This window comes from Couchioplanes caeruleus (assembly GCF_023499255.1).
Taxonomy (GTDB): domain Bacteria; phylum Actinomycetota; class Actinomycetes; order Mycobacteriales; family Micromonosporaceae; genus Actinoplanes; species Actinoplanes caeruleus_A.
Map to the genome: position 1 here is coordinate 4,206,066 of NZ_CP092183.1, position 23,926 is coordinate 4,229,991.

The 23,926-nt window shown below is 74.4% G+C and carries 24 protein-coding genes and 1 riboswitch; of the genes, 12 read left to right on the plus strand and 12 right to left on the minus strand.

Translation table 11 applies throughout. The features are described from left to right. Positions 1-182 precede the first annotated feature (182 nt). Complete coding sequence (locus COUCH_RS19340) at positions 183-1,136, minus strand: ricin-type beta-trefoil lectin domain protein (RefSeq protein ID WP_249613494.1); 954 nt, start codon at positions 1,134-1,136, stop codon at positions 183-185. A gap of 220 nt (positions 1,137-1,356) precedes the next feature. Between COUCH_RS19340 and COUCH_RS19345 the strand changes: the two genes are divergently transcribed. Continuing rightward, positions 1,357-3,186 (plus strand): alpha/beta fold hydrolase, encoded by a 1,830-nt coding sequence (locus COUCH_RS19345; protein ID WP_249613495.1) that lies wholly within the window; start codon positions 1,357-1,359, stop codon positions 3,184-3,186. An 11-nt stretch (positions 3,187-3,197) separates the two neighbouring features. Here the strand turns inward: COUCH_RS19345 and COUCH_RS19350 are convergent, their stop codons facing one another. Next, positions 3,198-5,525, minus strand: a complete 2,328-nt coding sequence (locus COUCH_RS19350; RefSeq protein ID WP_249613496.1) for a VIT domain-containing protein — start codon at positions 5,523-5,525, stop codon at positions 3,198-3,200. Then, positions 5,522-6,115 carry a MerR family transcriptional regulator gene (locus tag COUCH_RS19355; protein ID WP_249606580.1) on the minus strand — a complete coding sequence of 198 codons (594 nt, stop codon included), beginning with the start codon at positions 6,113-6,115 and terminating at the stop codon, positions 5,522-5,524. Before COUCH_RS19355 ends, COUCH_RS19350 begins: the two co-directional genes overlap by 4 nt. Before the next feature lie 94 nt (positions 6,116-6,209). On the opposite strand from COUCH_RS19355, the gene COUCH_RS19360 reads away from it, so the two are divergent. Continuing rightward, on the plus strand, positions 6,210-7,829 hold the full coding sequence (locus COUCH_RS19360) for a GGDEF domain-containing protein (RefSeq protein WP_249606581.1): 1,620 nt from the start codon (positions 6,210-6,212) through the stop codon (positions 7,827-7,829). A 24-nt stretch (positions 7,830-7,853) separates the two neighbouring features. Here COUCH_RS19360 and lexA read toward each other — a convergent pair whose 3' ends face one another. After that, positions 7,854-8,498, minus strand: a complete 645-nt coding sequence (gene lexA, locus COUCH_RS19365; RefSeq protein WP_249606582.1) for a transcriptional repressor LexA — start codon at positions 8,496-8,498, stop codon at positions 7,854-7,856. Between the two features lie 182 nt (positions 8,499-8,680). Between lexA and COUCH_RS19370 the strand changes: the two genes are divergently transcribed. After that, entirely contained in the window at positions 8,681-9,010 is a 330-nt protein-coding gene (locus tag COUCH_RS19370) for a hypothetical protein (RefSeq protein WP_249606583.1), read from the plus strand. Between the two features lie 84 nt (positions 9,011-9,094). Here COUCH_RS19370 and COUCH_RS19375 read toward each other — a convergent pair whose 3' ends face one another. The 3 genes from COUCH_RS19375 to COUCH_RS19385 are packed head-to-tail and all read right to left on the minus strand — an operon-like array spanning position 9,095 to position 10,292. Next, positions 9,095-9,451, minus strand: coding sequence for a nuclear transport factor 2 family protein (locus COUCH_RS19375; protein ID WP_249606584.1), 357 nt, complete (start codon positions 9,449-9,451; stop codon positions 9,095-9,097). After that, positions 9,448-9,909 (minus strand): SRPBCC family protein, encoded by a 462-nt coding sequence (locus COUCH_RS19380; RefSeq protein WP_249606585.1) that lies wholly within the window; start codon positions 9,907-9,909, stop codon positions 9,448-9,450. Before COUCH_RS19380 ends, COUCH_RS19375 begins: the two co-directional genes overlap by 4 nt. Next, complete coding sequence (locus tag COUCH_RS19385) at positions 9,906-10,292, minus strand: ArsR/SmtB family transcription factor (RefSeq protein ID WP_249606586.1); 387 nt, start codon at positions 10,290-10,292, stop codon at positions 9,906-9,908. Before COUCH_RS19385 ends, COUCH_RS19380 begins: the two co-directional genes overlap by 4 nt. Positions 10,293-10,376: 84 nt before the next feature. Between COUCH_RS19385 and COUCH_RS19390 the strand changes: the two genes are divergently transcribed. From COUCH_RS19390 to COUCH_RS19415, 6 genes are all read left to right on the plus strand, one after another. Continuing rightward, entirely contained in the window at positions 10,377-11,030 is a 654-nt protein-coding gene (locus tag COUCH_RS19390; protein WP_249606587.1) for a hypothetical protein, read from the plus strand. Further along, entirely contained in the window at positions 11,027-11,530 is a 504-nt protein-coding gene (locus COUCH_RS19395; RefSeq protein ID WP_249606588.1) for a VOC family protein, read from the plus strand. The genes COUCH_RS19390 and COUCH_RS19395 overlap by 4 nt, the downstream gene beginning before the upstream one ends. 16 nt (positions 11,531-11,546) lie before the next feature. After that, a riboswitch (guanidine-III (ykkC-III) riboswitch) is annotated at positions 11,547-11,614 on the plus strand. 9 nt (positions 11,615-11,623) lie between these two features. Next, positions 11,624-11,938, plus strand: a complete 315-nt coding sequence (locus tag COUCH_RS19400) for a DMT family transporter (RefSeq protein ID WP_249606589.1) — start codon at positions 11,624-11,626, stop codon at positions 11,936-11,938. Positions 11,939-11,983: 45 nt separating this feature from the next. Then, the gene (locus COUCH_RS19405; protein WP_249606590.1) at positions 11,984-12,571 is read left to right on the plus strand and encodes a hypothetical protein; all 588 of its coding nucleotides are present in this window, start codon (positions 11,984-11,986) and stop codon (positions 12,569-12,571) included. Positions 12,572-12,587: 16 nt separating this feature from the next. Continuing rightward, entirely contained in the window at positions 12,588-13,487 is a 900-nt protein-coding gene (locus COUCH_RS19410; protein ID WP_249606591.1) for an alpha/beta fold hydrolase, read from the plus strand. Between the two features lie 461 nt (positions 13,488-13,948). After that, positions 13,949-15,130 (plus strand): MFS transporter, encoded by a 1,182-nt coding sequence (locus COUCH_RS19415; RefSeq protein ID WP_249606592.1) that lies wholly within the window; start codon positions 13,949-13,951, stop codon positions 15,128-15,130. Here the strand turns inward: COUCH_RS19415 and COUCH_RS19420 are convergent. From COUCH_RS19420 to ngcE, 4 genes are all read right to left on the minus strand, one after another. After that, complete coding sequence (locus tag COUCH_RS19420; RefSeq protein ID WP_249606593.1) at positions 15,123-15,773, minus strand: Clp protease N-terminal domain-containing protein; 651 nt, start codon at positions 15,771-15,773, stop codon at positions 15,123-15,125. The genes COUCH_RS19415 and COUCH_RS19420 overlap by 8 nt on opposite strands. A gap of 452 nt (positions 15,774-16,225) precedes the next feature. Beyond that, positions 16,226-17,077 carry a carbohydrate ABC transporter permease gene (locus tag COUCH_RS19425; protein ID WP_249606594.1) on the minus strand — a complete coding sequence of 284 codons (852 nt, stop codon included), beginning with the start codon at positions 17,075-17,077 and terminating at the stop codon, positions 16,226-16,228. After that, on the minus strand, positions 17,078-17,983 hold the full coding sequence (locus COUCH_RS19430; protein ID WP_249606595.1) for a carbohydrate ABC transporter permease: 906 nt from the start codon (positions 17,981-17,983) through the stop codon (positions 17,078-17,080). Between the two features lie 2 nt (positions 17,984-17,985). Beyond that, a complete protein-coding gene (gene ngcE, locus COUCH_RS19435) occupies positions 17,986-19,368 on the minus strand; it encodes an N-acetylglucosamine/diacetylchitobiose ABC transporter substrate-binding protein (protein ID WP_249606596.1) in 1,383 nt (460 codons plus the stop codon). Between the two features lie 132 nt (positions 19,369-19,500). Between ngcE and COUCH_RS19440 the strand changes: the two genes are divergently transcribed. Then, positions 19,501-21,303, plus strand: coding sequence for a glycoside hydrolase family 3 protein (locus tag COUCH_RS19440; protein ID WP_249606597.1), 1,803 nt, complete (start codon positions 19,501-19,503; stop codon positions 21,301-21,303). A gap of 46 nt (positions 21,304-21,349) precedes the next feature. On the opposite strand, the gene COUCH_RS19445 is transcribed toward COUCH_RS19440, so the two are convergent. Then, a complete protein-coding gene (locus COUCH_RS19445) occupies positions 21,350-22,012 on the minus strand; it encodes a hypothetical protein (RefSeq protein WP_249606598.1) in 663 nt (220 codons plus the stop codon). A gap of 8 nt (positions 22,013-22,020) precedes the next feature. Here COUCH_RS19445 and COUCH_RS19450 point away from each other — a divergent pair, with 8 nt between their 5' ends. Together COUCH_RS19450 and murQ are read left to right on the plus strand one after the other, a co-directional pair. Then, on the plus strand, positions 22,021-22,956 hold the full coding sequence (locus COUCH_RS19450; RefSeq protein ID WP_249606599.1) for a MurR/RpiR family transcriptional regulator: 936 nt from the start codon (positions 22,021-22,023) through the stop codon (positions 22,954-22,956). Next, on the plus strand, positions 22,953-23,882 hold the full coding sequence (gene murQ / locus COUCH_RS19455; RefSeq protein WP_249606600.1) for an N-acetylmuramic acid 6-phosphate etherase: 930 nt from the start codon (positions 22,953-22,955) through the stop codon (positions 23,880-23,882). The genes COUCH_RS19450 and murQ overlap by 4 nt, the downstream gene beginning before the upstream one ends. Positions 23,883-23,926 lie beyond the last annotated feature (44 nt).

Sequence of the window (23,926 nt, forward strand, 5' to 3'; positions counted from 1 at the left end):
AGACCCGGCGGGACGCGCCACCTCGGCGGCCGGACGCTGCGACCGTGCTCCCCGGCGAGGACCCGGGCCATGTCGAGCCGCGGGATGGCCGCGACGGCGCCGCCGGGGGCGAAGCCCGCGCCGGGCGGCACCGCCGGGGGCGAAGCCCGCGCCGGCGTGCGGTGGGCCGGCGGGACGGTGAATCAGGGCAGTCGCCAGCGCTGGCCGGACGCGCCCGTGCAGGCGGTGACCCGGGACCAGGACCCCTGGCGGGAGCCGTTCTCCGGGTCGGTGAGGCAGCCGCCGGTCGACAGGTTGACCAGGGACTGGTCCGGCCCGGCCCGCCACTGCGCCGCCCGCCGGCCGTCGCATCCGGTGATGTGGACGCCGGCGTCGGAGACGACCTGTGCGCACATGCCCATGACGCGCAGCGTGCCGTCGGGCGCGAGGGTCCACGCCTGGGCGGCCGTACGGTTGCATTCGTACACCTGAATGTGGTTGCCGTCGAACGGGACGGCGCCGTTGAGGTCGAGGCAGAGCCCGCCGGCGCCGGTGACCGTGCCGGTGCGGGCGGCGGCGGGCACGGGGGACAGGGTCGCCGCCGGGCTCGACGCGCGCGGGGCCGGCGCGAAACCGGCGGGTGCGGAGGTCGCCGGCCGGGCCGGGGGCGTCGTTGCGGCGCTGCTGGGAGACGCCGCCGGGCTGCTGCTGCCGGTGGTGGCGGCCGACGTACGCAGGGCCGGCGGAGCGGGCGCCTGCTCGCGGGCCGGCGGGCTGCTCGCCGTGGGCGGTGTGGCGGGCGACGTCGCGTACGGCGGCAGGCTGACGTCGACGATCGCCTGCGGGGTGGCGCCGGAGCGTGGCCGCAGCGCCGAGTACAAGCCGAACGCCGCCGCGGCGACCAGCAGGAGAGCGACAGCCGCCACCACGATCGCGAGTCGGCGGCGCCGGCGGGGAACGGTCGGCTCGGCCGGCGCGGACGATCCGGGGCCGGCCGGAAGGCTGGTGGGCGCGGGCGGCTGGGCGGCCGTCTCCGGCCAGGTCTCCGCCGACGCGCGCGGGGCCGGCGCCGCAGTCCCGCCCAGGATGTACGGGCGGACCAACAGCGGCTCGCCCTCCTCGGCAGCCTGCCGCGCGCTGTCGTCCGTGTCCGCCATTCCCGCCCAACCGCCCGTGCCGACGATGATCCCCCGGCACGGTACCCCGCCGATGGCGCCGGCATTCAAGGCCCGAACGGCCATGATCGAGTTCCGGCCCCGGCGCCCCGGCCGGTGGCGTCGTGATCATGGGTAGCAAACGGGGAGCGGTGCCGGGCGGTCCTTGGGCGGACGTCCGAATTGCCGACTTGTGGGGCACCTGCCCTCGGAAGGCTCCCTCATGCCGCTTCCTCTGCGTCTGCTCACCGCCGGTGTCGCCGGCCTGGTGCTCGCCGCGTCCGCCGCGGTCCCCGCATCGGCCGGCACCGCGTCCGCGGCGATCCCCGCCCCGGCCGCCGCCGCGACCGGCATGTCGGCCATCACCGCGACCGGCGTCGCGACTGCCGCCGCGACCGGCACCGCGCCGGCCGCCGCTGCCGTCGGCAGGCCGGCTGTGACCAGCGCCGTCGAAGCCCGCCGGGTCGGTCGCGTGCCGACGCCGAAGCTGCGCTGGTACGCCTGCTACGGCTGGGCCCAGTGCACCACGGCCCGCCTCCCGCTCGACTACGACGACCCGTACGGCGCGCAGACCACCGTCGCCCTGCTGCGGGTGCGGGCCACGGATCGGAAGAACCGGATCGGCAGCCTGTTCGTGAACCCGGGCGGCCCCGGCGCGTCCGCCACCTCGTTCGCGCTCATGTCGCCCATGGTGCTCAGCGACGAACTGCTGCGCCGCTTCGACATCGTCGGCATGGACCCGCGGGGGATCGGCGCCGGCGACGCGGTCGCCTGCTTCGGCGACCCCGGCCGGCAGGCCGCCGCGCTCAGGGGCATGAACGTCGCGTTCCCGGTGGGTGCCCGCGAGACCGCCGCGTACCTGAGGAGCGCGCGGAAGCTGGCGGCCGGGTGCTCGACCACCGGCCGCACCCTGGCCGGCGCGATGTCGACGGCCGAGGTGGCCCGCGACATGGACGTGATGCGCCGGGCCGTGGGGGACAGGAAGCTCAGCTACCTCGGGTTCAGCTACGGCACGGCACTGGGGCAGTACTACGCGGCCATGTTCCCGGACCGGTTCCGGGTCGTCGCGGTCGACGGCGTGATCAACCCGCGGTCGTGGGCCGGTTCGGCGCGGACCCGGCACGTCATCCAGGACGAGCGGCTGCACTCCGCCGAGGGCGCGGAGCGGGCTCTGCAGCGGATCCTCACGCTGTGCGACCGGGCCGGCGAGACCAACTGCGCGTTCGCCGCAGGCGACCCGGTGCAGCGCTTCGGGATTCTGGTACGCCGCCTGAAGGCGAAGCCGGTCACCGTGGACGGCACGAGGATCACGTACGCGACGTTCATCGGCGACGTGCTCGGCGCCCTGTACGGCGACGACGCCGCGGAAAGGGTCACCGCCATGGCGAGCGAGCTGTGGACCCTGACGTCGGCTCCCGCGTCCGGTGGCGCCGCCACGTCCTCGCTGCCGGCTCGGCAACGCCGGGGGTTCCCGTACGACAACTCGGTCGACGCGTACGCCTCGGTCATGTGCACCGACGGCCGGCACCCCGCGCACGCGGCGTCCTGGCCCGCGAAGGTCGCGAAGGCCGACAAGCGCGCGCCGTACTTCGGCCGCGCCTGGGCCTGGGCGAGCGCGCCGTGCGCCGGGGACGTCTGGACGGTACGCGACGAGGACGCCTGGTACGGCCCGTTCGACCGGCCGACGCGGAACACCGTGCTGGTGGTCGGCAGCTACTGGGACCCGGCCACGAACTACTCGCAGGCGGTGAGCTCGTCCCGGCTGCTCGCCGACGCCCGCCTGCTGAGCAGCGACAACTTCGGGCACACCGCGTACGGGACCTCGGCGTGCGTGACCGCAGCGATGGACCGCTATCTGCTGGCGAAGACCCTGCCCGCGGCCGGTACGGTGTGCCGCGCCGAGCAGCCGTTCACCGAGCCGCTCGACGACGTCTCCGAGGCGGCGGCCGGGTTCGACCTGGCCACCGCCTCGAAGGCGGAGATCGCCGCGCACGGCCTGCCCGCCGCGGGCGCCCCGAAACAGCGCCCGCCCGTGGGTCACGGACCGTTCTGATCCGAGCCGGTTCAGCGCTTCCAGAACGCCTTGCGCTCCGGCGCGGCGGGTCCGAACGCCTCCAGGACCCGCCGGGCGTCCGACCACTGCGCGTCGAGGTCACCGGCCCCGCGCAGCCGCGCCGCGAGCTCCAGCAGCGGCTTCACCTCCTCCGCCGGGAGGCCCGCCAGCACGGCGGCGAGCCGGGTGGCCAGGTCGGCCAGCAGGTCGCGGCGCTCGGCGACCGGCCGGCCCTCGGCGTCGCGCAGCCGGCGCGCCTCGACCGCCACCAGCGCGGCGAGGTCCTGCATGGTCAGTCCGGTGCCGGCCGGCGCGGCCATCTTGCGGTTGCTGCCGCGCAGCATCATCCCGGACGGTACGGCCGCGAACGGCTGCGCACCGGTGCGCGCCTGAGCCCGTGCCGGCGCGAACGACGGGGCGAACGACGGTCCGCCCGCGGCCGGCGCTGCCATCGGAGCCGCCCCGGCGGCGAGGAACTGCGGAGGCTGGGCGGCCCCGAACATGTCCCAGCCGGACGGCGACTCGACGGGCTGGGTCACGCGCCGGCGCTGCCCGCCCTCGTTGACCACGCGGCTGTCCACCGCCACGAACGCGGTGAACCGGCACAGCACCCCGTACTTCAGGGACGTGGCGACGATCTCCTGCTCGAGGGTGTGGTCGCCGGCCGCGTACCGGTCCTCGAGCTCGCGCAGCCGGGTCCGAGCCCACTGCGCGGTGACCGCCGGCTCGTCCTTGCGCTCGACCGGCACGTCGAGGGTGAACTCGGCGTCGTCGCGGGTGCGCCCCCGCACGGTGACCGTGGACGGCACTGCGCCGGTCCAGCGGCCGGACAGCACCAGCGGGACGCCGGGGAAGATCGACTGCGGCCGGCCGGAGTCGACGCCGCGCACGGTGACGTCGGTGACCAGCGGCGCGCCGATGCGGCGGTGGATCTGCTCCATCGCCTCGTCCAGCCGGTCCTCGCTCTCCACGAGCTCGCACCGCCCGGCGCCCAGCGCGGCCAGCCGGCCCAGGAAGCCCGCGTTCACGGCCCGGTCGATGCCCACCGTGTGCAGGCGCGTGGCACCGATCAGCGAGGTGACCTCGGCGAGGATCTGGTCCTCGTTGCCGACCTGGCCGTCGGTGACCAGCACGAGCACCCGGTCGCGTCCCTCGGACCCGGACAGCAGCGACAACCCCTGCCGTAGCGGCGCGAGCAGTTCGGTGCCGCCCCGGGCGTCGGCGCGGGCGAGGTGCTCGACCGCGCGGAAGCGGTGCCGGTCGGTCGCGTCGGACAGCCCCTCGCCCAGGTCGGCCGGGTGGTCGATCTGGTGGTCGAAGGTCAGCACGGCGAACCGGTCGGCCGTGGTGAGCGTGTCCACGACCCGGGCGGCCGCGCGTCGGGCGGCGACCATCTTCCAGCCGCCCATGCTGCCCGAGCGGTCCAGCAGCAGCACGACGTCCTTGGGCCGGGCCGGGCCGTCGCTCGGCTCCGGCGGCACCACGACCAGCTGGTACGCCCCCTCGGCGCCGTCGGTGCCCGGGTCCGGCACGAACACCGCGCCCGAGCCGTCGCCCTCGTACGGCAGCCGCAGCACGAAGTCGCGGTCGGCCCGCTCGCCCGGCGCGATCTCCACGTGCCCGTCGCGGCTGGTCACCGTGTGCAGGCTGGAACGCACCCCGGCCAGCGGCAGCCCGGCCGTGTCGATGTCGACGGCGATGGACAGCCGCAGCGGGTTCGGGAATCCCGGCAGCAGCACCGGGGGAGTGATCCGGGAGGCGTCGGGCACGGCGTCGGTGTCGCGGGCCTGCCCGTCGCCGGCGGGTGCGTCGGGCAGCGGCGTACCCGGGATGTAGCGGGGCGCGACCACCAGCGGGAACCGGAACGTCGCCGCGCCGTCCTCCCACGGCAGCGGCCCCGCGAGGGTCAGCTCGACGACCACCCGCTCGCCGGGCGCGATGTTGCCCACCCGCATGGTGAAGACGTCGGGGCGTTCCTCCTCGGCGATGGAGGCCCGCTGCCCCGCCTCGATCGCCCGGTCGTACGCCTCCCGGGCCGCCGCGCGCTCCTGCAGCTCGGCCTCGACGGTGCGCCCGGCCGCGGTCATGGTCATCGCGGTGACGGCGGCCCGGTCGGGCAGCGGGAAGACGTACGTGGCCTCCAGCGCCGTGTCGTGCGCGTTGACGAACTCGGTGGTCACGGTGGTCCGGGCGAGGAGCCCGCTGATCCGGGTACGGACGTCGAGCCGGTCCAGGGGCAGGTTGCCGCGGTCGGTGTGCAGGGCGCCCACGCCGGCGTCGGGCAGGATCCGGATGCGGCCGAGCTCCGCCGGCTCCATCGGGGTGACGGACAGGGTCATGAGGGGCTCCCATCATCGGTGTGCGGTCCGCGGCCGGCGTCCAGCAGACCCCGGGCGGCGAGCAGGCTCAGCAGCGGTTCCGCCGCGGCGGCGACGGCTGTGCGGTCGGCGGCTGACGGGCGTACGGGAAGGATCAGGATCGCCCCGCCGCCCAGCGCGACCGCGCCGATCTCCGGGGCCGGCGCGGCGGCGGGCCGATCGGCGGCCGGTGCCGCCGCCGGGGCCGGCGCGGTGGTCCAGAACCGGGGCCGTGCGGGCGGCTGCGGCTCGGGCGGCTCGGTGGTCAGCAGCTCCTGCGGCACCCGCGCGACCGTCGCCAGCTCCTCGTCCGGGGCGCCGGCCAGCTCGGCCTGGATGGCGGCCAGCGAGTGGCCCTGGGCCTGCCGGCGCTTGAGCGCGACGAGCTGCAGGAGGTGACGCCTGCCGTAGAGCGCGGTGCGCCCGCGCATCGCCGCCGGCCGGTCCACCAGGCCGGTCGTCGTGTACCACCGGACGGCCCGGCGGTCGGGCACGTCGCGGACCCGGCCGTTGGGCGCGCCGGGGTATTCGGCGGCCAGCGCGCCGCGTACCCGCTCGAGAAGCTCGTCCATCGTCCACACGGTGTTATATTGACACTGTCACGATGACAGTGTCAAACGGCGGGACTTTCCTTCACTTCGCGCGCCGGTGGCCGATCGGGGCGACATGACCGACGCGAAGATCGACGAGGCGGAGCGGGACGCGGCGTTCGCGGCCACCGTGGCGCGCCACCCCGACGCCTTCGTGCTCGCGGTGAGCCCGGCGGGACTCTTCGCGGACCTGCCCGAGACCTTCGAGCCCGGACGGCTGCGCCCGGTCACCGGCCCCCGGTCCGCGCTGGACCTGGTCGTGCCCGACGACCACCCGGCGGTCATCGACGCCTGGCACACCTTCCTCGCCCGCGGCCTCGCGCAGTGCCGGGTCCGCCCGCTCTCCGCGCCGGACCAGCTGGTGGAGTTGCAGATGATCGACCTGAGCCACCGGTACGGCGTACCGTTGGTGCTGCTCACCGGCCTGGACGGGCACCCGGCGCACCTGCCGCTGGAGCACCAGGCGATCAAGCCGCGGCTGGTGACCGTACGGAAGAGCTCGCACGCCGTGATCGTCGGCGCCGACCCGGAGATCGTCCGCGTCCTCGGCTGGACGGCCGACGAGCTGCTCGGCACGCGCGCGGTCGACCTCGTGCACCCCGACGACCGGGTACGCGCCATCTCCAGCTGGATGGACATGCTCGCCTCCCCGAGCGGCGAGGCCCGCCGGGTGCGCCTGCGCCACCTGCACCGCGACGGGTCCGTGGTGTGGTTCGAGGTCACCAACCACAATCAGCTCACCGCCCCGGGCGTGGGCGAGGTGGTGGCCGAGATGCTCGACATCTCCGACGAGATGGCCGCCCAGGAGGCGCTGCGCGCGGGTGAGCAGCTCATGCGCCGGCTCACCGAGACCATCCCGATGGGCATCGTGCAGATCGGCACCGACCGGCGGATCGCGTACCAGAACGAGCGCGCGGCCCGGGCCCTCGGGGCCGGCGTCGGCGAGCTGCTCGGCGGCCCGCTGCTGGACCGCATCCTGCCCGGCGACCGGCCGGCCATCGACGCCGCGATCGACGCCGTGCTGCGCGAGGGCCGCGACGTCGACGCCGAGTACGGCTACCGCAACGAGCAGCGGGGCCTGCGCCGCGTCCGCGCCGGTCTGCGCGCCCTGAACGGCCCGGACGGCGAGGTCACCGGCGCGATCATCTGCCTCACGGACGTCACCGACGACGTCCGGCTGCGCGACGAGCTCAAGCAGCGCGCCACGTACGACGCGCTCACCGGCTGCCGCAACCGCGCCTCCACCCTCACCGCGCTGCAGGAGGCGCTCGACGACCCGGCCCGGACCCGCGGCATCGCCGTGATCTTCATCGACCTCAACCGGTTCAAGCAGGTCAACGACGTGTACGGGCACGCGACCGGGGACCGGCTGCTCACCCACGTGGCGTCCCGGCTGCGCGGCGCGGTCCGCGACGGCGACGTGGTGGGGCGCTTCGGCGGCGACGAGTTCGTGGTCATCTGCCCCGAGGTTCCCGGCGCGGCCGAGGCCCGGCACATCGGCCAGAGCCTGGTCGCGGCGCTGGTCACCGGCGGCCTGGAGGTCAACGGGGAGCGGTTGCTGCCGCAGGCGAGCATCGGTGTCGCCTGGGCGCGCACGCAGACCTGCGCGGACACGCTGATCGCCCGGGCGGACGCGGCGATGTACGAGGCGAAGAAGTCCCGTACCGGCCGGCTGGCCCTCGCGCTGGCCGACTGAGCATCCGCTGTTCGCGCCGGGCCGTCAGGTGCGGCGTAGCACCGACACGACGCGGCCGAGGATCGTCGCGCGGTCGCCGTCGATCGGCTCGTACGCCGGGTTGCGCGGCTCGAGCAGCACGTGCCCGCCGCGGCGCCGGAACACCTTGACCGTCGCCTCCTCGTCGATCATCGCCGCCACGATGTCGCCGTTGTACGCCTCCTGCTGCTGCCGGACGACGACGATGTCCCCGTCGCAGATCGCCGCGTCGATCATCGAGTCGCCCTGGACGCGCAGGCAGAACAGCGTGCCGCGCCCGACCAGGTCACGCGGCAGCGTCAGCGTCTCCTCGGCCGTCTCCTCCGCCAGGATCGGGCTGCCCGCGGCGATCGTGCCCAGCAGCGGAACCCCCACGGTGGCCGGGTCGCGCACCTCGCGGGCGGCCGGCTCGAGAAACATGCGCACGTCGACCGGCCGGGTCACGCTGCGGCCGCGGCGCAGGAAGCCGTACTCCTCCAGGGCGCGCAGGTGCCGGCTGACCGACGAGGTGGACGCCAGCCCGATCGCGTCGGCGATGTCGCGGGTGGACGGCGAGTAGCCGTACCTCACCGCCCAGTCCCGGATCACCCCGAGGATCTCTCGCTGCCGGTCGGTCAGCACGGACGTGTCGAAATCCTCGCTCAGAAGCATCCCATGATCTTCGCCGACGGGTACGGCGCAGCGCGATCAGGCACGCCGTCACGGCCCGCGACGCCGGTTCATCCCTTCGTGTGGAACCGGTGGGCTACCGGGATAGCAGTGATCACCGGTGGGCACTGCGCAGCCAAGACGGTCCGGCCGGCCGTCCTGGGACGACAGTCAAGGAGATCATCATGACCGCCACGCACTCGACCACGGCTTCCGGCGCGTACGACACCGGTTTTCGCGACACCGCACGCGACCACCGCGACCTGCGCCACCACGGAGACGAGACCAAGCCGTCCTGGAAGACCACGGAACTGTTCGTGTACCTCGCCGCCGTCGCCGGCGTGCTGATCGCCTCGCAGACGGTCGGCGACGGCGCGGCGAACAACGGCGCCGACTACTTCGCCGCGGACAAGGCGTGGTGGTACATCACCCTGCTGACGATCGGCTACCTCGTCAGCCGTGGCCTCGCGAAGGCGGGCAGCCGTACCCGGGACACCGACCCCCGTACCCGGTAACGGTCCGCCTCGGCGGGCGTGCCGGTCCTCCCCCGGCCGGTACGCCCGCCCCGGGTCTCGGCCTCGTCGCGCCGTCAGCGCCTGTCACGGCAGCGGCACCACGTACGAGTCGACGCGCGCGATGCGGCCGTCGCGGAACGTGAACAGGTCGGTGAACGCGAACCGGAAGGGGCCGTGGTCGACGCTCTCGCCGTGGCCCTCGCCGGTGGTGACGACGACCGGGCCGTCCTCGTACACGCGCTGGACGTCGAGCCCGGGACTGCCCGTGAACGCCGGGTTCTCGATCTCCCCGTCGAACTCCGCCCGGCCACGGGTGGTCCGATGTCCGTGGATCACCCACTCCACGTCCTCGGTGAGGGTGGCGAGGATCCGCGGATGGTCGCTGGTACGGAAACCCTCGAAGTACTCGGCGACGAGATCGCGCTGCGCGGGTGGGGTCACGCTTCACTCCGTTCCGTTTCGGTGTGCCGCAGATGGAGGGCCAGCGCGTCGAGAATGGACGCGAGTCCGTCGGCCGCCTGAGCCGTCCGCAGCTCGGGCGGCAGGCGTCGCTGGTGGACGGTGAGGTCCGTGCCGGCCCCGGCCCCCAGCAGGCGCACGGTCGTCCGCAGGCCGGTGACCGGCTCGTCGAACACCAGCTCGTGCGGCGCCGCGACCAGCACGTACACGAAGCGGAGCCGGCGGGTGGCGCCCCCTGGCGCGCGCGTGTCGAGGGCGAACTCGCCGCCGGTGCGCAGGTCCACGGTGACCGAACCGGCCGGGACGGTGGCATGCGAGCCACCCCAGAACGCCGCGATGCCCGCCGGCGTGGTGAACGCGGCCCAGACCCGGGCGGGATCGGCCGGCAGGCGCCGGCGCGCGATGAGTTCGTCGCCGTGCAGTTGGGCCCGCGCGGTCACCGCGCCTCCCCGCCGGCCGGGTGGCGTTCCAGCGCGTCCCCGTGCGGCTCGGCCCGCGCGGTCACGGGCGGCCCCTCACCGGTCAGGTGCCGCTCGAGCGCGCCGAGCCGGTCGTGCCAGGTGCGGCGCTGCTCGTCGATCCACGAACCGAGCAGCTCGAGCTGGTCGGTCCGCAGCCGGCAGGGGCGTCGCGTGCCCTCGCGGCGCTGCTCCACCAGCCCGCACCGGCGCAGCACGCCGACGTGGTGGGAGATCGCCTGCGGGGTCAGCCGGAACGGCTCGGCGAGCTCCCCGACCGTGGCGTCACCGCGCGCGAGGCGGGTCACCAGCGCGCGGCGCACCGGGTCACCCAGGGCGGCGAAGGCGGCGTCGAGATCCGGCATGCCGGTACCGTAACGCAAACATTCGTTTTCACAAAGAACCATTTGTTGATGCGTACGGCGGGCAGCCACGGGTAGGTGCCGGTGATGGACAGCACCCGGCTGCGATTCGACGGCACGATCGCCGGCATCGGCACCCGCAGCGGCGTACGTGTCGTCGTCGGCACCTGGCCGCGGTCGCCGTTCGGGCTGGTCGCCGACGTGATGATCGAGCGCCCCGACGGGCATCGGCTGCTGGTGGCGCCCACCCCGGAGCTCGCGCGGTTCGTCGCCGACACGTACGCCTTCGACGACGTGCGGATCGCGCCGGTGACCGTGACGGACGCCGGTGACCGGTGGACCGCCGTCGCCGCGGGACCGCTGGAGCTGCGGTTCCGCGTGGGGCGGCGAGGCTGGCTGGGGGTGCTGCTGCGGGCCGTACCGGCGCCGCTGGCGCGCCGGCCCGCGTGGTGCGCGGCCGTCGACCTGCCCGCGCGCCTGGTGCTGCCCGGTGTGCGTACGCGCGGAAGCGCCGGCGGCGGCCGCCGCGAGTGGTACGGGGCGCAGGACGTCCACCCGATCGTCGAGGCAGCCGCCCGCCTCGACGGCCACGACCTCGGTCCGCTCGCCCCGGTGGACCCGCCGGTCCGGTTCGGCTTCGGGTCGACACCGCGCCGGCCGGTTCTCGTCCGCGTCACCACGACCGTCGCCGGAGAATGCGGCCGGGAACTGACCGCAACGGGTGGCACGCTCGGGGCATGACCACAGCCGACATCCTGCTTCCCGAGCACTCCGTACCCGGCGACGGTGCTGCGCTGAACCCGTTCGTCATCGTGGACGACGCCGCCGGCTTCGTGAGGTTCGTCAGCGACGTCTTCGGCGTACCCGAGACCGCCGGGGCCCGGACCCCCATGCCGGACGGCAAGCTCATCCACGCCCAGCTGCGGCTCGGCTCGGTGGACCTGATGGTCGCCGACCGGCTCGACGGCTGGCCGGCCCGCCCGGCCCTGCTCCAGGTCTGGGTCCGCGACGTCGCCGCGGTCCTGCGGCGCGCGACCGGCCGGGGCGCGACGACGGTCACCGGACCGACCCCGTTCTACGGCGAGTGCACGCTCGGCCGGATGCTCGACCCGTGGGGCACCATCTGGTGGCTGTGGGCGCCGTCCCCCGGTCAGCCCGACCCGGTGCCGCAGTGGGAGGGCGGCTCCGAGGTGGTGTTCGCCACGCTCGACGCCACCCTGCGGACCCTCGGCGGCCGATGACCCGTGCCATGCTGGTAGGGAGTCCGTGCCCACGGACTCCCGGACGATGGGTGCCGTACCCGGCGAGCGACAAGACGGCCCGCGGAGGTCGTCATGTCGTGGCTCGTCCTGGTCCTCTCCGGCATGCTCGAGGCGGTCTGGGCGGCCGCGCTCGACCGGTCCCAGGGATTCAGCCGGCTCGTCCCGTCCGTCGTGTTCGTCGTCGCGCTGGTCGCGAGCATGGCCGGCCTGGCGTACGCGATGCGCGACCTGCCGGTCGGCACGGCCTACGCGGTCTGGGTGGGCATCGGCGCGGTCCTGACCGTCGGGTACGCGATGAGCACCGGTCAGGAGCCGGTCTCCGCCCTGAAACTGCTGTTCCTGGCGATGATCGTGGCCGGGGTCGTAGGGCTGAAAATGGTGCACTGAGCGGGCGCGGCGGAAAGTGTCGTACCCCGGCGGCATCATGTCGGCATGGCTGAGCCCGCTGCCCCGATTCCCCGGCCGCGACTGGAGTTGTCGCTGCTGGAGGCCCGTACGCGGTTCGTGCAGCTGGCGCGGCTGGCGAACCTGACCCGGCAGAGCACGATCGTGACCGAGGGCGGGCGGGCGGTGGCGGCCATCGTGCCGGTCGACGCCGTACCGGGCGCTTCCGCCGTTGCCGCTCCTCCTTCTTCTCTGCCGGTCGCATCCGCTCCTTCGCCGGCCGGGTCGGCTTCTTCTTCCCCCGCTCCTTCTTCCCCTTCTTCTCCGGCGGAGTCCGCTTCTTCTCCGGCGGGGTCCGCTTCTTCTCCGGCGGGGTCCGCTTCTTCCTTGCCGGGTGACTCCGCTTCTTCTCCTCCGGCGGGGTCCGCCGGGCCGGGCGGTTCCGGGGCGTCCGGAGGGTCCGCGGCGGGGTGGTTGCGGCGGATCGAGACGCTCCGGGCGGACCTCCAGCGGCAGCACCGGGCGCTGGAGACCGCCCTCGAGGAGGCGTGGCGCGAGCTCGACCGGGTCCGGCCGCCCGGCTCCGACCCCGGCGTCGACGCGCTGCGTCTTGCCCATTCCGATGTCCGCCGATGAGAGGACGTGCGCCTTGGTGAAGACGATCGACGCGGGTGTGCTCACCGTCGGCTACCTGGAGGACGGGCCGGCCGACGGCTGGCCCCTGCTGCTCTCCCACGGCTTCCCGTATGACGTGCACGCCTATGACGAGGTGGTGCCACGGCTGACGGCACAGGGGGCCCGGGTCGTCCGGCCGTACCTGCGCGGGTTCGGCCCGACGCGGTTCCGGTCCGCCGACACCGCACGCAGCGGTCAGCAGGCCGCGCTCGGGTCCGACCTCGTCGCGCTGCTCGACGCCCTGCACTGGAAGACCGCGATCGTCGCCGGCTACGACTGGGGAGGGCTCGCCTCCTGCGTCGCGACGGCGCTGTGGCCCGAACGCGTGGCCGGCCTGGTCTCGATGGCGAGCTACGACATCCTCGACATCGAGCGCCTGCGGCACGCCCACGATCCGGCGCTCGAACACGTCGTCTGGTACCAGCACCTCTTCCAGACCGAACGGGGCCGCGAGAGCCTCGCCGTGAGCCGCCGCGACCTGTGCCGCATGCTCTGGCGGCAGTGGTCCCCGGGCTGGCACCCGGACGAGGCGACCTTCGCGCGCACCGCGGCGTCCTTCGACAACCCTGACTTCGTGGACGTCGTCGTGCATGCGTACCGCCACTCCTTCGGGCTGGCGGCGGGCGACCCGGCCTACGAGGAGCTGGAGGAACGGCTGGCGGCCCGGCCGCCCGTCACGGTCCCCGCGGTGACGCTGGACGGCACCCAGGATCCGCTCAAGCCCGGCGGCACGGCCGACCACGCGGACATGTTCACCGCCCGCCACGAACACCGGGCGGTCGACGTGGGACACAACCTGCCCCAGGAAGCACCCGCAGCCTTCGCCGACGCGATCCTCACCGTGCGCGAATGGGCCGGCGCGGATGCCCGACCGTGACCGCCTGCCGCGGGCGGCCCGGTTGCTGAGCGGTGTCCGGTGGTCCTGACCGTCGGGCGCGCCGGTCCGGGCCTGACCGTCGGGCGCGCCGGTCCGGGCGCGCCGGTGGGCGCGGGCAGGTCGGATGCTGGGCGCGGCTGGGGCCTGGCCGGTGGGGGCGGGCGGTCCGGTTGGCGGGTGCGGTCGGTGGGGGCGGGCGGTCCGGATGCTGGGCGCGGTAGGTGGGGCTGCCCGGGTGGGCGCGCCGGTCCGGTGGGCGCGGGGGCGCTGGTTGCCGGGCGTGACCGGTCGGCGTGGGCCTGCGTGCGCGGCCGGCCGGGGGCGCCACCCGCGTGCGTCCGGCCTCGTTGCGGGTCCGGGCGGCCGCGGAGACGGGGCCGGTTCCGGAACCGTCGCAGGTCATGGCTTCGGGTTCGGTGCCGCGATACTGTGCCATCGTCGATCGGGGAGCGGGGGGCGCCGTGAATGACCGGATCCGTCGCGGCCGGGTCGCCACGTCGCTGACGTTCCTGCTGTTCGGTACGGCGCTCGGCGTGTGGACGGCGCGGATTCCGGCGGTCAAGCACAACCTCGGGCTCAGCGACGGCCGGCTCAGTTACGCGTTGCTGTCGTTCGCGGCCGGGTGCATCGTCGGCATGGCGGTGCTGGGGCGGCTCACCGACCGGTTCGGCAGTTCGCGGGTTCTCGTCCCCGCCGCGGTGCTCGAAGGGCTGCTGCTGGTGCCGCCCGGGTTCAGCGGCGGACTGGCGGTGCTCTGCGGCGCTCTCTTCCTGTTCGGTGCGGCGCACGGCACGCTCAACATCGCGATGAATGCCAACGCCATCGAGGTGCAGCGGGCGTGGGGGCGGCCGATCATGTCGTCGTTCCATGCCATCTACAGCGTCGGCGGGTTCCTGGGTGCCGTCGCCGGGAGCCTCTTCGCGCACGGCGGGGCCGGGGTCGGCGTCACGTTCCTCGCCGTCGGGGCCGGGGTACTGGCTTTGGCGGTGTGGGCCTCGCTGTGGGTTTTCTCCGGCGAGTCCGGCGCGGAGGCATCGGACGCGACGCCGGGCGGCGAGGAGCCGGCGCGCCGGCCGGTGCTGCTGATCTTCCTGGGCGTTCTCGTGCTGTGCACCCTGGTGGGGGAGGGCGCGGCGGCCGACTGGAGCGCCGTGTACCTGCGGGACGACCTGGGGACGAGCGCCGGCGCCGCCGCGTACGGGTTCGCCGCCTTCTCGATCATGATGACGGTGGGCCGGGTCTTCGGCGACCGGCTGGTCCTCGCGCTGGGCCCCGTCACGCTGGTACGCCTCAGCGGCGGCCTGGCGGCCGCGGGGCTCGGCGCCGCCCTGCTGATCCACCACCCGGTCGCCGGCATCGCCGGGTTCGGGCTGCTGGGCGCGGGCCTGTCCGGCATCGCCCCGCAGGTCTACTCGGCGGCGGGCAACCTCGACCCCCGGCGCGCCGGCCGGGCGCTGTCCACGGTGGTCAGCATCGGCTATGTCGGCTTCCTGCTCGGACCGATCCTGATCGGCGCGGCGGCGACCGTGGTCGGGCTGCCGTCGGCGCTGTGGATCCCGGTGGTCCTCGCCCTGTTCGTAGCGGCCAGCGCCCGTGCGATGGCACCCCCGAGACATCCCGCCGAGACCGCCGTCGTCAGCTGAGCGTGCGGCGCAGGGCGGCGACGTCGAAGCGTGCGGCGGTGAGCAGCCGGGCCGCCCTCGACGGCGGCGTGGATACGGCCAGGAGGTCGCGCACGAGGGCGAGCGTGTCCGGGTAGCGCACGGTGGACATTCGGCGCGACAGCCGTTCGCCGGCTGCGTCCCGCTGACCGGCGGGCTCGGCGGCTCGAAAACCTTCGTGCGTGACCCCGGCAGCCTGCAGCAACGCCGCGCCGCGGAAACGGGGGTCCTCCGGGTCGACGAGGTAGGGCAGCCGCTGCGCGACCTCGTACGTGGCGGCCACCGCGAGCAGGATGTCCGCGCTGTCCGGTCCGCCCGATCTCGACGGCGTGCGGTAGGCCTGTTCTGCCGCCTCCAGCCTGATCCACTGCATCGGGTGGCGACCGTAATTGATCCGTACGGCCATCGCGAATGCCGTCATCGGCCGCCGCCAGCCCGGTGAGCGGAAGCCGGACCGGCCGATCAGCCGGTCGCGGACGTGGCGCAGGGCCGGATGCACGTCGTCGCGTACGGCCGGGGTCCGGCCCGCCGCGAGGTCCGCGTACAGGTCCGTGGCCGGGATGCCGCAGATCGCCAGCAGTTCCGTCGCGCGGTTGCCCGGGTCCTCGAGCAGCGCGAGCAGCACGTCGGCGGGGGTGCAGACGGTCCACGGTGGCCGCGCGGTGCAGGGCTTCCGCCGCTGCCGCGGTGAAGGGTACGGGGGTGCCGCCGTCGGCGATCACGATGTCGTGCGGGCCGTCCGGGCCCACGCCGGCCGCGTCCGCGGAGGCCCAGCGGCCGAGCCGGCTGTCGTTGACGGTGAGCGCGACCGTACGGGTGAGGCCGGCCGCCGCGAGCGCGCCGCGGGTGGCGTCGAGGTTGGTCAGGGCGATCAGCAGGTGGTTGGTGCCGAGCGCCTCGCCGTCGCCGCCGCGCAGGAACGCGGCGGCGACCATCAGGCGGATGCCCGAGTCGCCGGGGAACACGTCGGTGCGGGATGTGGACACCCGCTCATTGTGCGAACGCCGCGGCCGGCGGAACATCCGGCTGCGGTCGGGGCTTGCCGGGCGACGACTTGAACCTTCGGTATACCGCCGCTCAGTGGAGGTGACCGGCGGCCAGGCCGCCCTGGACCTGCCGGTGGAACGCCACGTACCCGATGAGGACCGGCAGCATCGCGATCGTCATCCCGGCGAACAGGCCGCTGTAGTCCCCGCGGTAGCCCTCGTTGACAGCGAGCGCGGTCAGCCCCTGCGCGAGCACCCAGCGCCGCTCCGCGCCCTCGCCCTGCATGAGCACGATCGGCAGGACGTACTGGTTCCACTGGAACAGGAACGTGAAGATGGCCACGCTGACCAGGCCGGGCCGGGCCATCGGCAGCATCACGCGGAAGAACAGGCGGTAGTCGCCGCACCCGTCGACCATCGCGGCCTCGGCGACCGCGGCCGGCAGCGTACGGAAGAAGGCCGTGAGGAAGAAGACCGTGAAGGGCAGCGAGTACGCGGCGTACACGAGGATCAGCCCGGGGAGCGTGCCCAGCAGTCCCAGGTCGCGCACCACGAAGAACAGCGGCACGAGCGCGAGGAAGACGGGGAACATCATGCCGCCGGTGAACGCGAGGTGGATGATGCGGCGGCCCGGGAAGCGGTAGCGGGCCAGCACGTACGCGGCCATCGCGCCGAGGATCATCGTCAGGGTGAGCGCTCCCGTCACGACGATCGCGCTGTTCAGGAAGTAGCGGCCGATGTGGGCGTCGTCCCAGGCCCGTGCCCAGTTCTCCGGCCGGGGGCGGGACGGCAGGCCCCACGGGTCGGTGAGGATCTCGTCGTCGGTCTTGAACGAGCTGACCACCGCCCACAGCAGCGGCAGCGTGGTGAGCAGCGCCCAGCCGGCGAGGAAGCCGTGGGACAGCACGGGGATGACGCGCCCGGGGCGGGGCGGGACGGTCATCTACAGCCCCGCCCGGTCGCGGCGGGTGACGCGCAGGAACAGGGCGGCGACCGACAGGGTCAGGAAGAACATCGCGACGCCCATCGTGGACGCGTACCCGAATTGGGCGTCGGTGAAGGCGGTCCGGTAGAGCCGCAGCCCCACGACGTCGGACGAGAACCCGGGGCCGCCGTCCGTGATGATCTGCGCGACGGCGAAGGCGTCGATGGCCACGATCGCGAGGTACACCCACGCGACCTGGACGGTGTCCCACAGCAGCGGCACGGTGACCCGGAACAGGGTGGTGGCTCGGGTCGCCCCGTCCAGCAGCGCCGCCTCGTAGATGTCGCGGGGGATCGCCTGCATCGCCGCACCGAACAGCACGACGTAGAAGCCGGCGTTGCTCCACAGCAGCACGAGGGCCACGCACCAGAACGAGAACCGCGGGTCGCCGAGCCACGGCCGGGCCAGCGAATCCAGTCCCACGGCGCGCAGGGCGCCGTTGAGCAGGCCGCTGTTCGGCGCGTAGATCTGCTTCCACAGCACGCCGATGACGGCCACGGACAGCACCTGCGGGAAGAAGTAGACGATCCGGTACAGGGCGGCGCCGCGGACGCCGTGCACGCCGGCCCGGTCCCGGCGCCCACCGACGCTGAGCATCGACGCGAGGAACAGTCCGAGCAGGATCGTCGCCGGCGGCAGCAGCACGAGCAGCAGCGCGTTGTGCCACAACGCGTTCCAGAACAGGCCGTCGTCGGCCAGCCGGCGGACGTTGGCCGGGCCGACGAAGTCGTACTGCGGGGTGAGGCCGCGCCAGTCGGTCGCGGAGATCGCGAAGGCCTGCACGTACGGCGACAGCACGAAGACGCCGTACAGCAGCAGCGGCGGGCCGAGGAACGTGGCGACGAACAGCCGCTTGCCTCGCACGGTCAGGCCCGCTTGTACTTCTTGACCGACGGGTCTCTCGCGATGTCGTCGGCGGCCTTCTGGCACCGGTCCACCCAGCCGGCCGCGTCGAGGCGGCGGGCGAACAGGTCGGCCGTGGCGGCGTTGACGTAGGTGCGTTCGAGCTTGCGGTAGTACGACGGGTACAGCCAGGTGAAGGTCTGCGCCCCGGGAGCGGCCATCATCCGGGTGACCGAGGTGAGGCCGGGTGCCAGGCCGAGGCCGGCGCTCACCCCGGCGACGCAGCTGAGGCTCCCGGCCGTACGGGTGAAGTCGGCGGCGCCCGTGCGCGACAGCATGATGCGCAGGTACTCGAGGCCGCCGCGGAGGTTCTTCGCCTTGGCGGGCACCACGAACGGCTCGCTGCCGGTGCCCCGGAACGCCGCGTACGGCAGCTTGTCGCCGGTGGTGAGGCTGGGCGTGGGTGCGACGGCCATCCGGAAGTCCGGCGGGGTGACGGCCTTCTGCTCGTTCTCCAGCCACGAGCCGCAGAAGATGAGGGCGGCGCGGCCCCGGCACCACTGCGTCTGGGCCTGGATGTGGTCCATGCCCTCGGCGCCGGCCTGCACGTACCCGTCGACCGCCAGCTGGCGGTAGGCGTCCACGGCCGTGCGGACCGCGTCGTGGCGCCACGCGCCCGGCTCCAGGTTGTCGATCGCCTTGAGCACCTCGACGCCGCCGAGCTTGGCCGCGGACGCGAGGATCGGCCAGCTCATGTAGCGGGCGTGCACCCCCGGGTACGTCCACGGCGCGATGCCGGCGGCACTGATCTGCCGGCACAGCGCGATCATGCCGTCCCAGGTGGTCGGGTACTGCCAGCCGCGGTCGGCGAAGAGCTTCTCCGAATACCAGGTCCCGTACGCCGAGTACGCATAGTTCAGCGCGAGGAATCTGCCGTCGTACGATCCGACGTCGACGATGCCCGGCAGCAGCGTGTCCCTGACGGCCACCTTCGGGTCGTCGAGGCTCGGCGCCGCGAGCAGGTCGCCGAGGTCGGCCAGCGCTCCCTGGGAGACCAGCGCGTTGAAGTCGATCTGGTTGCCGCCGGAGTTGTCCAGCACGTCCGGCGGGGTGCCGGCCACGAACCGCGGCTGCAGCGTCTCGGCGATCTGCTGGGTGGCCGAGTGCTTGATCCGCGCCCCCGGGTGGCGTTCGCGGTACAGCGCCTCGTGGGCCTTGGCGTACTCCTCGCCGAAGCCACCGTTGAAGATGACGACCTCCAGCGGGGCGTCCGCCGCGCCCCTGTCCTCGCTGTCGTCGTCGCTGTCGCCGCCCAGCGCGCAGCCGGTGAGGGCGCCCGTGCCGGCGAGGGCACCGAGGGCGGCCGCGCCGTGCAGCAGACGGCGCCGGCTGATCGTCTGTGCCATGGCGTACCCCTGCCTCGAGGAACATCAACATATGTCCATGGGTCGCCCCGTAGGATGAAGCTTTCCTCCGGCACATTCAAGTGTCGTGAAACTAATTGCCAGTGCCGGGGCGCGCGAGTACGTTCGGTCGTCATGCGGATGCGTCCGGTCGCTTCATTCGTCACGTTGCTCCTGACCGTGTCCGGGGCGGCGATCCCGGCCGGTCCCGCCGCCGCGCGCCCCGCGGCGTCCGAGGTGGAGCGGCTGCTGGCCCGCATGACGTTGCCGGAGAAGGTCGGGCAGCTCTTCACCACGTACGCGTACGGCTCGGACGCCACCGCACCGTCCAGCGCGGACGCCGCCGCCAACCGCTCTCTCTACGGAGTGGACACCCCGGCCGAGGTCGTCGCCAAGTACCACCTCGGCGGCGTCATCTACTTCACCTGGACGAACAGCCTGCAGTCGCCGCGCCAGCTCGTCACGCTCGCCAACGGGCTGCAGGCAGCGGCGACCGGCAGCGGCGCCCGCATCCCGGTGATGATCTCCACCGACCAGGAGCACGGCGTCGTGTCCCGGATGCCCGCGCCCGCCACCCAGTTCCCCGGCGGCATGGCGCTGGGCGCCGGGCGCTCGGCGCGCGACGCATACCGCACCGGCCGGGTCACCGGCGCCGAGCTCGGCGCGGTCGGCATCGGCCAGGCCTGGGCGCCGGTCGCCGACGTCAACGTCAACCCCGCCAACCCCGTCATCGGCGTACGGTCCTTCGGCAGCGACCCGGCGCTGGCCGCCGCCCTCACCGCCGCCCAGATCGAGGGGTTCCAGCGCGGCGCGGACACCTCCGCGGCAGCCAAGCACTTCCCGGGCCACGGTGACACGAGCACGGACAGCCACACCGGGCTGCCCGTCATCACGCACACCCGCGAGCAGTGGTCGCGCATCGACGCCCCGCCGTTCCGGGCCGCCGTCGCCGCGGGCGTCGACGCCGTGATGACCGCGCACATCGTGGTGCCCGCGCTCGACCCGTCCGGCGACCCCGCCACGCTGTCCCGGCCCATCATCACCGGCCTGCTGCGCGGCGAGCTCGGCTACCGCGGGGTGGTCGTGACCGACTCGCTCGAGATGGCCGGCGTCCGCGAGAAGTACGGCGACGACCGCGTCCCGGTGCTCGCCCTCAAAGCCGGCGCCGACATGCTGCTGATGCCCCCGGACCTCGACGTGGCGGTCGGCGCGGTGCTCGGCGCCGTCGCCTCCGGGGAGCTCACCGAGGAGCGCATCGACCAGTCCGTACGCCGCATCCTGACCCTCAAGCACAAGCGTGGCCTGCTGTCGTGGACGCCCCTCGACCCGGCCGCCGCCGAGCGCGCCGTCGGCAGCCCCGCGCACCTGCGGGTGGCCGGCGACGTCACCGACCGTACGGTCACGGCGATCCGCAACGACGCGGGCGTGCTGCCCCTGCGGGGTGCCCGTTCGGTGCTGGTCACCGGGTGGAGCTCGAGCGCCCAGCGCACCGTGCCCGTCCTCGCCGACTCGCTGGCCGCTCGGGGGGTCAGCGCGACGGCGCTCGTCACCGGCCTGCCCACCGACGCGCAGATCGCCGAGGCGGTCGCCGCGGCGGGCCGGCACGAGGTGACCGTGGTGCTCACGTCACGGGCGTGGGACACCACTTCCGCCGATCCGGGCGCCCGCCAGCAGGCGCTCGTCCGTGCCCTGCTCGCCACCGGCCGCCCGGTCGTGGTGGTCGCCGTGCGGGACCCGTACGACATCGCGTACCTGCCGGGGGTCAGCACGTACCTGGCCACGTACAGCTCCACGGGGGTGGCCATGCAGTCGCTGGCGCGGGTGCTGCTCGGTGAGGTGCCGCCGCGGGGCCGGCTGCCGGTCGCGATCCCGGTGGCCGGTGACCCGTCGCGGGAGCTGTACCCGTTCGGCCACGGGCTGACGTGGCGGACGCGGTGAGCCGGACCCGCCGGAGCGGACTGCCGACGGCGACGGGGGAGCGTCGTCAGCCGCTCCGGCGCCGGCGCCGATCGTGACCGGTCAGCCGGGCGTGCACGGCGGCCGGCACCCGGTCCCCGGTGAGCCGGGCGAGGGCGAGCACGGCCGCGCCGCCCGCACCGTCGAGCGCCTCGCGGGGCTGCGTACCGGTCCGCTCCCGAACGCCGGCCCGCACGACGCGTGCGACCGGGCCGGGGGAGAGCAGGACCGAGCCGGCCAGCACCACGTCCCCCGCGTACGCCCCGACGGTGTCGAAGGTGTGCAGCAGCTTCGCGGCCGCGGCGCCCACCGCCGGGGCCTGGCCGCCCAGCGCCGCCGGCGGCCGGGCGAAACCCGCCGCGACCAGGTGCTGCGCGAGGTCGTCCCCGGCGGGCCGGTCCTCGTCCGCCCACCGGCGGGCGGCCGCCAGCAGCGCGGTCGGCTCGCCGTGCCCGTCCACGGCCGCCACGGCTGTCCGCATGGCCCGCAGCCCGATCCAGACCGCCGAGCCCTCGGCGCCGAGCAGCCACCCGTAGCCGTCGCAGCGACGGTGCAGCGCGCCGCCGGAGAAGCCGGCCGCGAGCGCGCCGGTGCCGGACAGCAGCAGCAGGCCGACGTGGCTCCCGCGTCCACCCCCACCACCAGCCCCGGCCCATAGTCCGGTGACCGTACCCCGATCCCCGAAGGACACCCGGCTCCATGACAGGCACCAGGCGTACGCCGGCACCGACCGCGCAGCGGGCGGCCGGCGGCTCACCCACGACCGTGCGGGCCCGCGGCCTGCTCCCCTCGCTCTCCCCGGCCGAGCAGCGGGTCGCCCGCGTGATCATCGACGAGGCGGCGACCGCCGCCGGGCTCACCATCACCGACCTCGCCGGGCGCGCCCGCGCCTCCGAGACCACGGTGATCCGGTTCTGCCGCGCGATGGGCTTCGCCGGCTACTCCGAGCTGCGGCTGACCCTCGCCGCCGAGGCGGGCCGGGCGGCCGGCGCGGCGACCACCGGCCGCGAGCTGATCGACAGCGACATCAGCGAGACCGACGAGCTCGCGCAGGTGGTCAAGAAGATCGCCTTCGCCGACGCCCGGGCCGTCGAGGACACCGCCCTGCAGATCGACATCGCCGTCCTCGAGCAGGTCGTCGACCTCGTCGCCGGCGCCCGGCGCGTCGACATCTACGGCGTCGGCGCCAGCGCCTTCGTCGCCGCCGACTTCCAGCACAAGCTGCACCGGATCGGCCGGATCTCGTACGCGTGGAGCGACCTGCACGTGGCGCTCACCAGCGCGGCGCTGCTCGACGAGCGGGACGTGGCCTTCGGTATCTCGCACACCGGCGCGACCGCCGACACCGTGGAGGCGTTCGCCGAGGCGGGCCGGCACGGTGCACGGCTGGTGGCGCTGACCAACTTCCCCAAGTCGCCGATCACCCGGATCGCCGACCACGTGCTCACCACGGCGGCGCGGGAGACGACGTTCCGCTCCGGCGCGATGGCCAGCCGGCTCGCCCAGCTGACGGTCATCGACTGCGTGTTCGTCGGTGTCGCCCAGCGGACGTACCCGCAGACGCGGCACGCGCTCGAGGTGACGTACGAGGCCGTCCGGGGCCGGCGGGTGGACTCCGTCCGGGGGCGCGCGTGAGGCCGGGCGAACAGGCGCCGCTGGGCCGCACCGAGCAGCGCAATCCGCGGACCGCGGCGATCGACCGCATCTCCAGCCTGGAGCTGCTGCGCGTCATCAACGACGAGGACCGTACGGTGCCCGGCGCGGTGACCGGCGTCCTGCCCGTGCTCGCCGCCGCCGTCGACCTCGCCGTCGAGGCGCTGTCGGGTGGCTGCCGGGTCCATTACGTCGGCTCGGGCACCTCCGGGCGGCTGGCCGTGCTCGACGCGGCGGAGCTGGGCCCCACGTTCGGGCTCGAGCCGGGACGGCTGGTCGCGCACCTCGCCGGGGGAGCGGCCGCGCTCACCGGCGCCTCCGCGGGCGCCGAGGACGACGAGGACGCGGGTGCGGCGGCGATGGCCGGGGTGACCGCGGGGGACGTGGTGGTCGGGGTGGCGGCGAGCGGGCGGACGCCGTACGTGCGCGGCGCCCTGGCCTCGGCGCGGTCCCGGGGCGCGCACACGGTGCTCGTGTCGGCCGACCCCGCGGCGCCGCTCGCCCGGTACGCGGACCTGCACGTCGCGCCCGACACCGGCCCCGAGGTGGTGACCGGCTCCACGAGGATGAAGGCGGGCACGGCGCAGAAGCTCGTGCTCAACGCGTTCTCCACCGCCGCGATGGTGCGGCTCGGGCGCACGTACTCGAACCTGATGACCGACATGCTGCCCAGCAACGACAAGCTCCGCGACCGGCAGCTGCGGATCCTGGCCGACGCGACGGGCGCCGACCCGGTCCGGTGCCGCGGGGCGCTGCTCGACGCCCAGGGCGATGCGCGGGTGGCGGTGGTGATGCTGCTCGGGCAGGCCGGTGCGGAAGGGGCCCGGTGCGCCCTCGAGGAGGCCCGGGGACACGTGCACGCCGCCCTGACCGCGCTGACCGGCGGCCCCGCCCCGGGCCTGAGCTGAAGGGCGGCCCCTCCCGGTGCCGGCGCCGGGAACGGCGGCTCGGC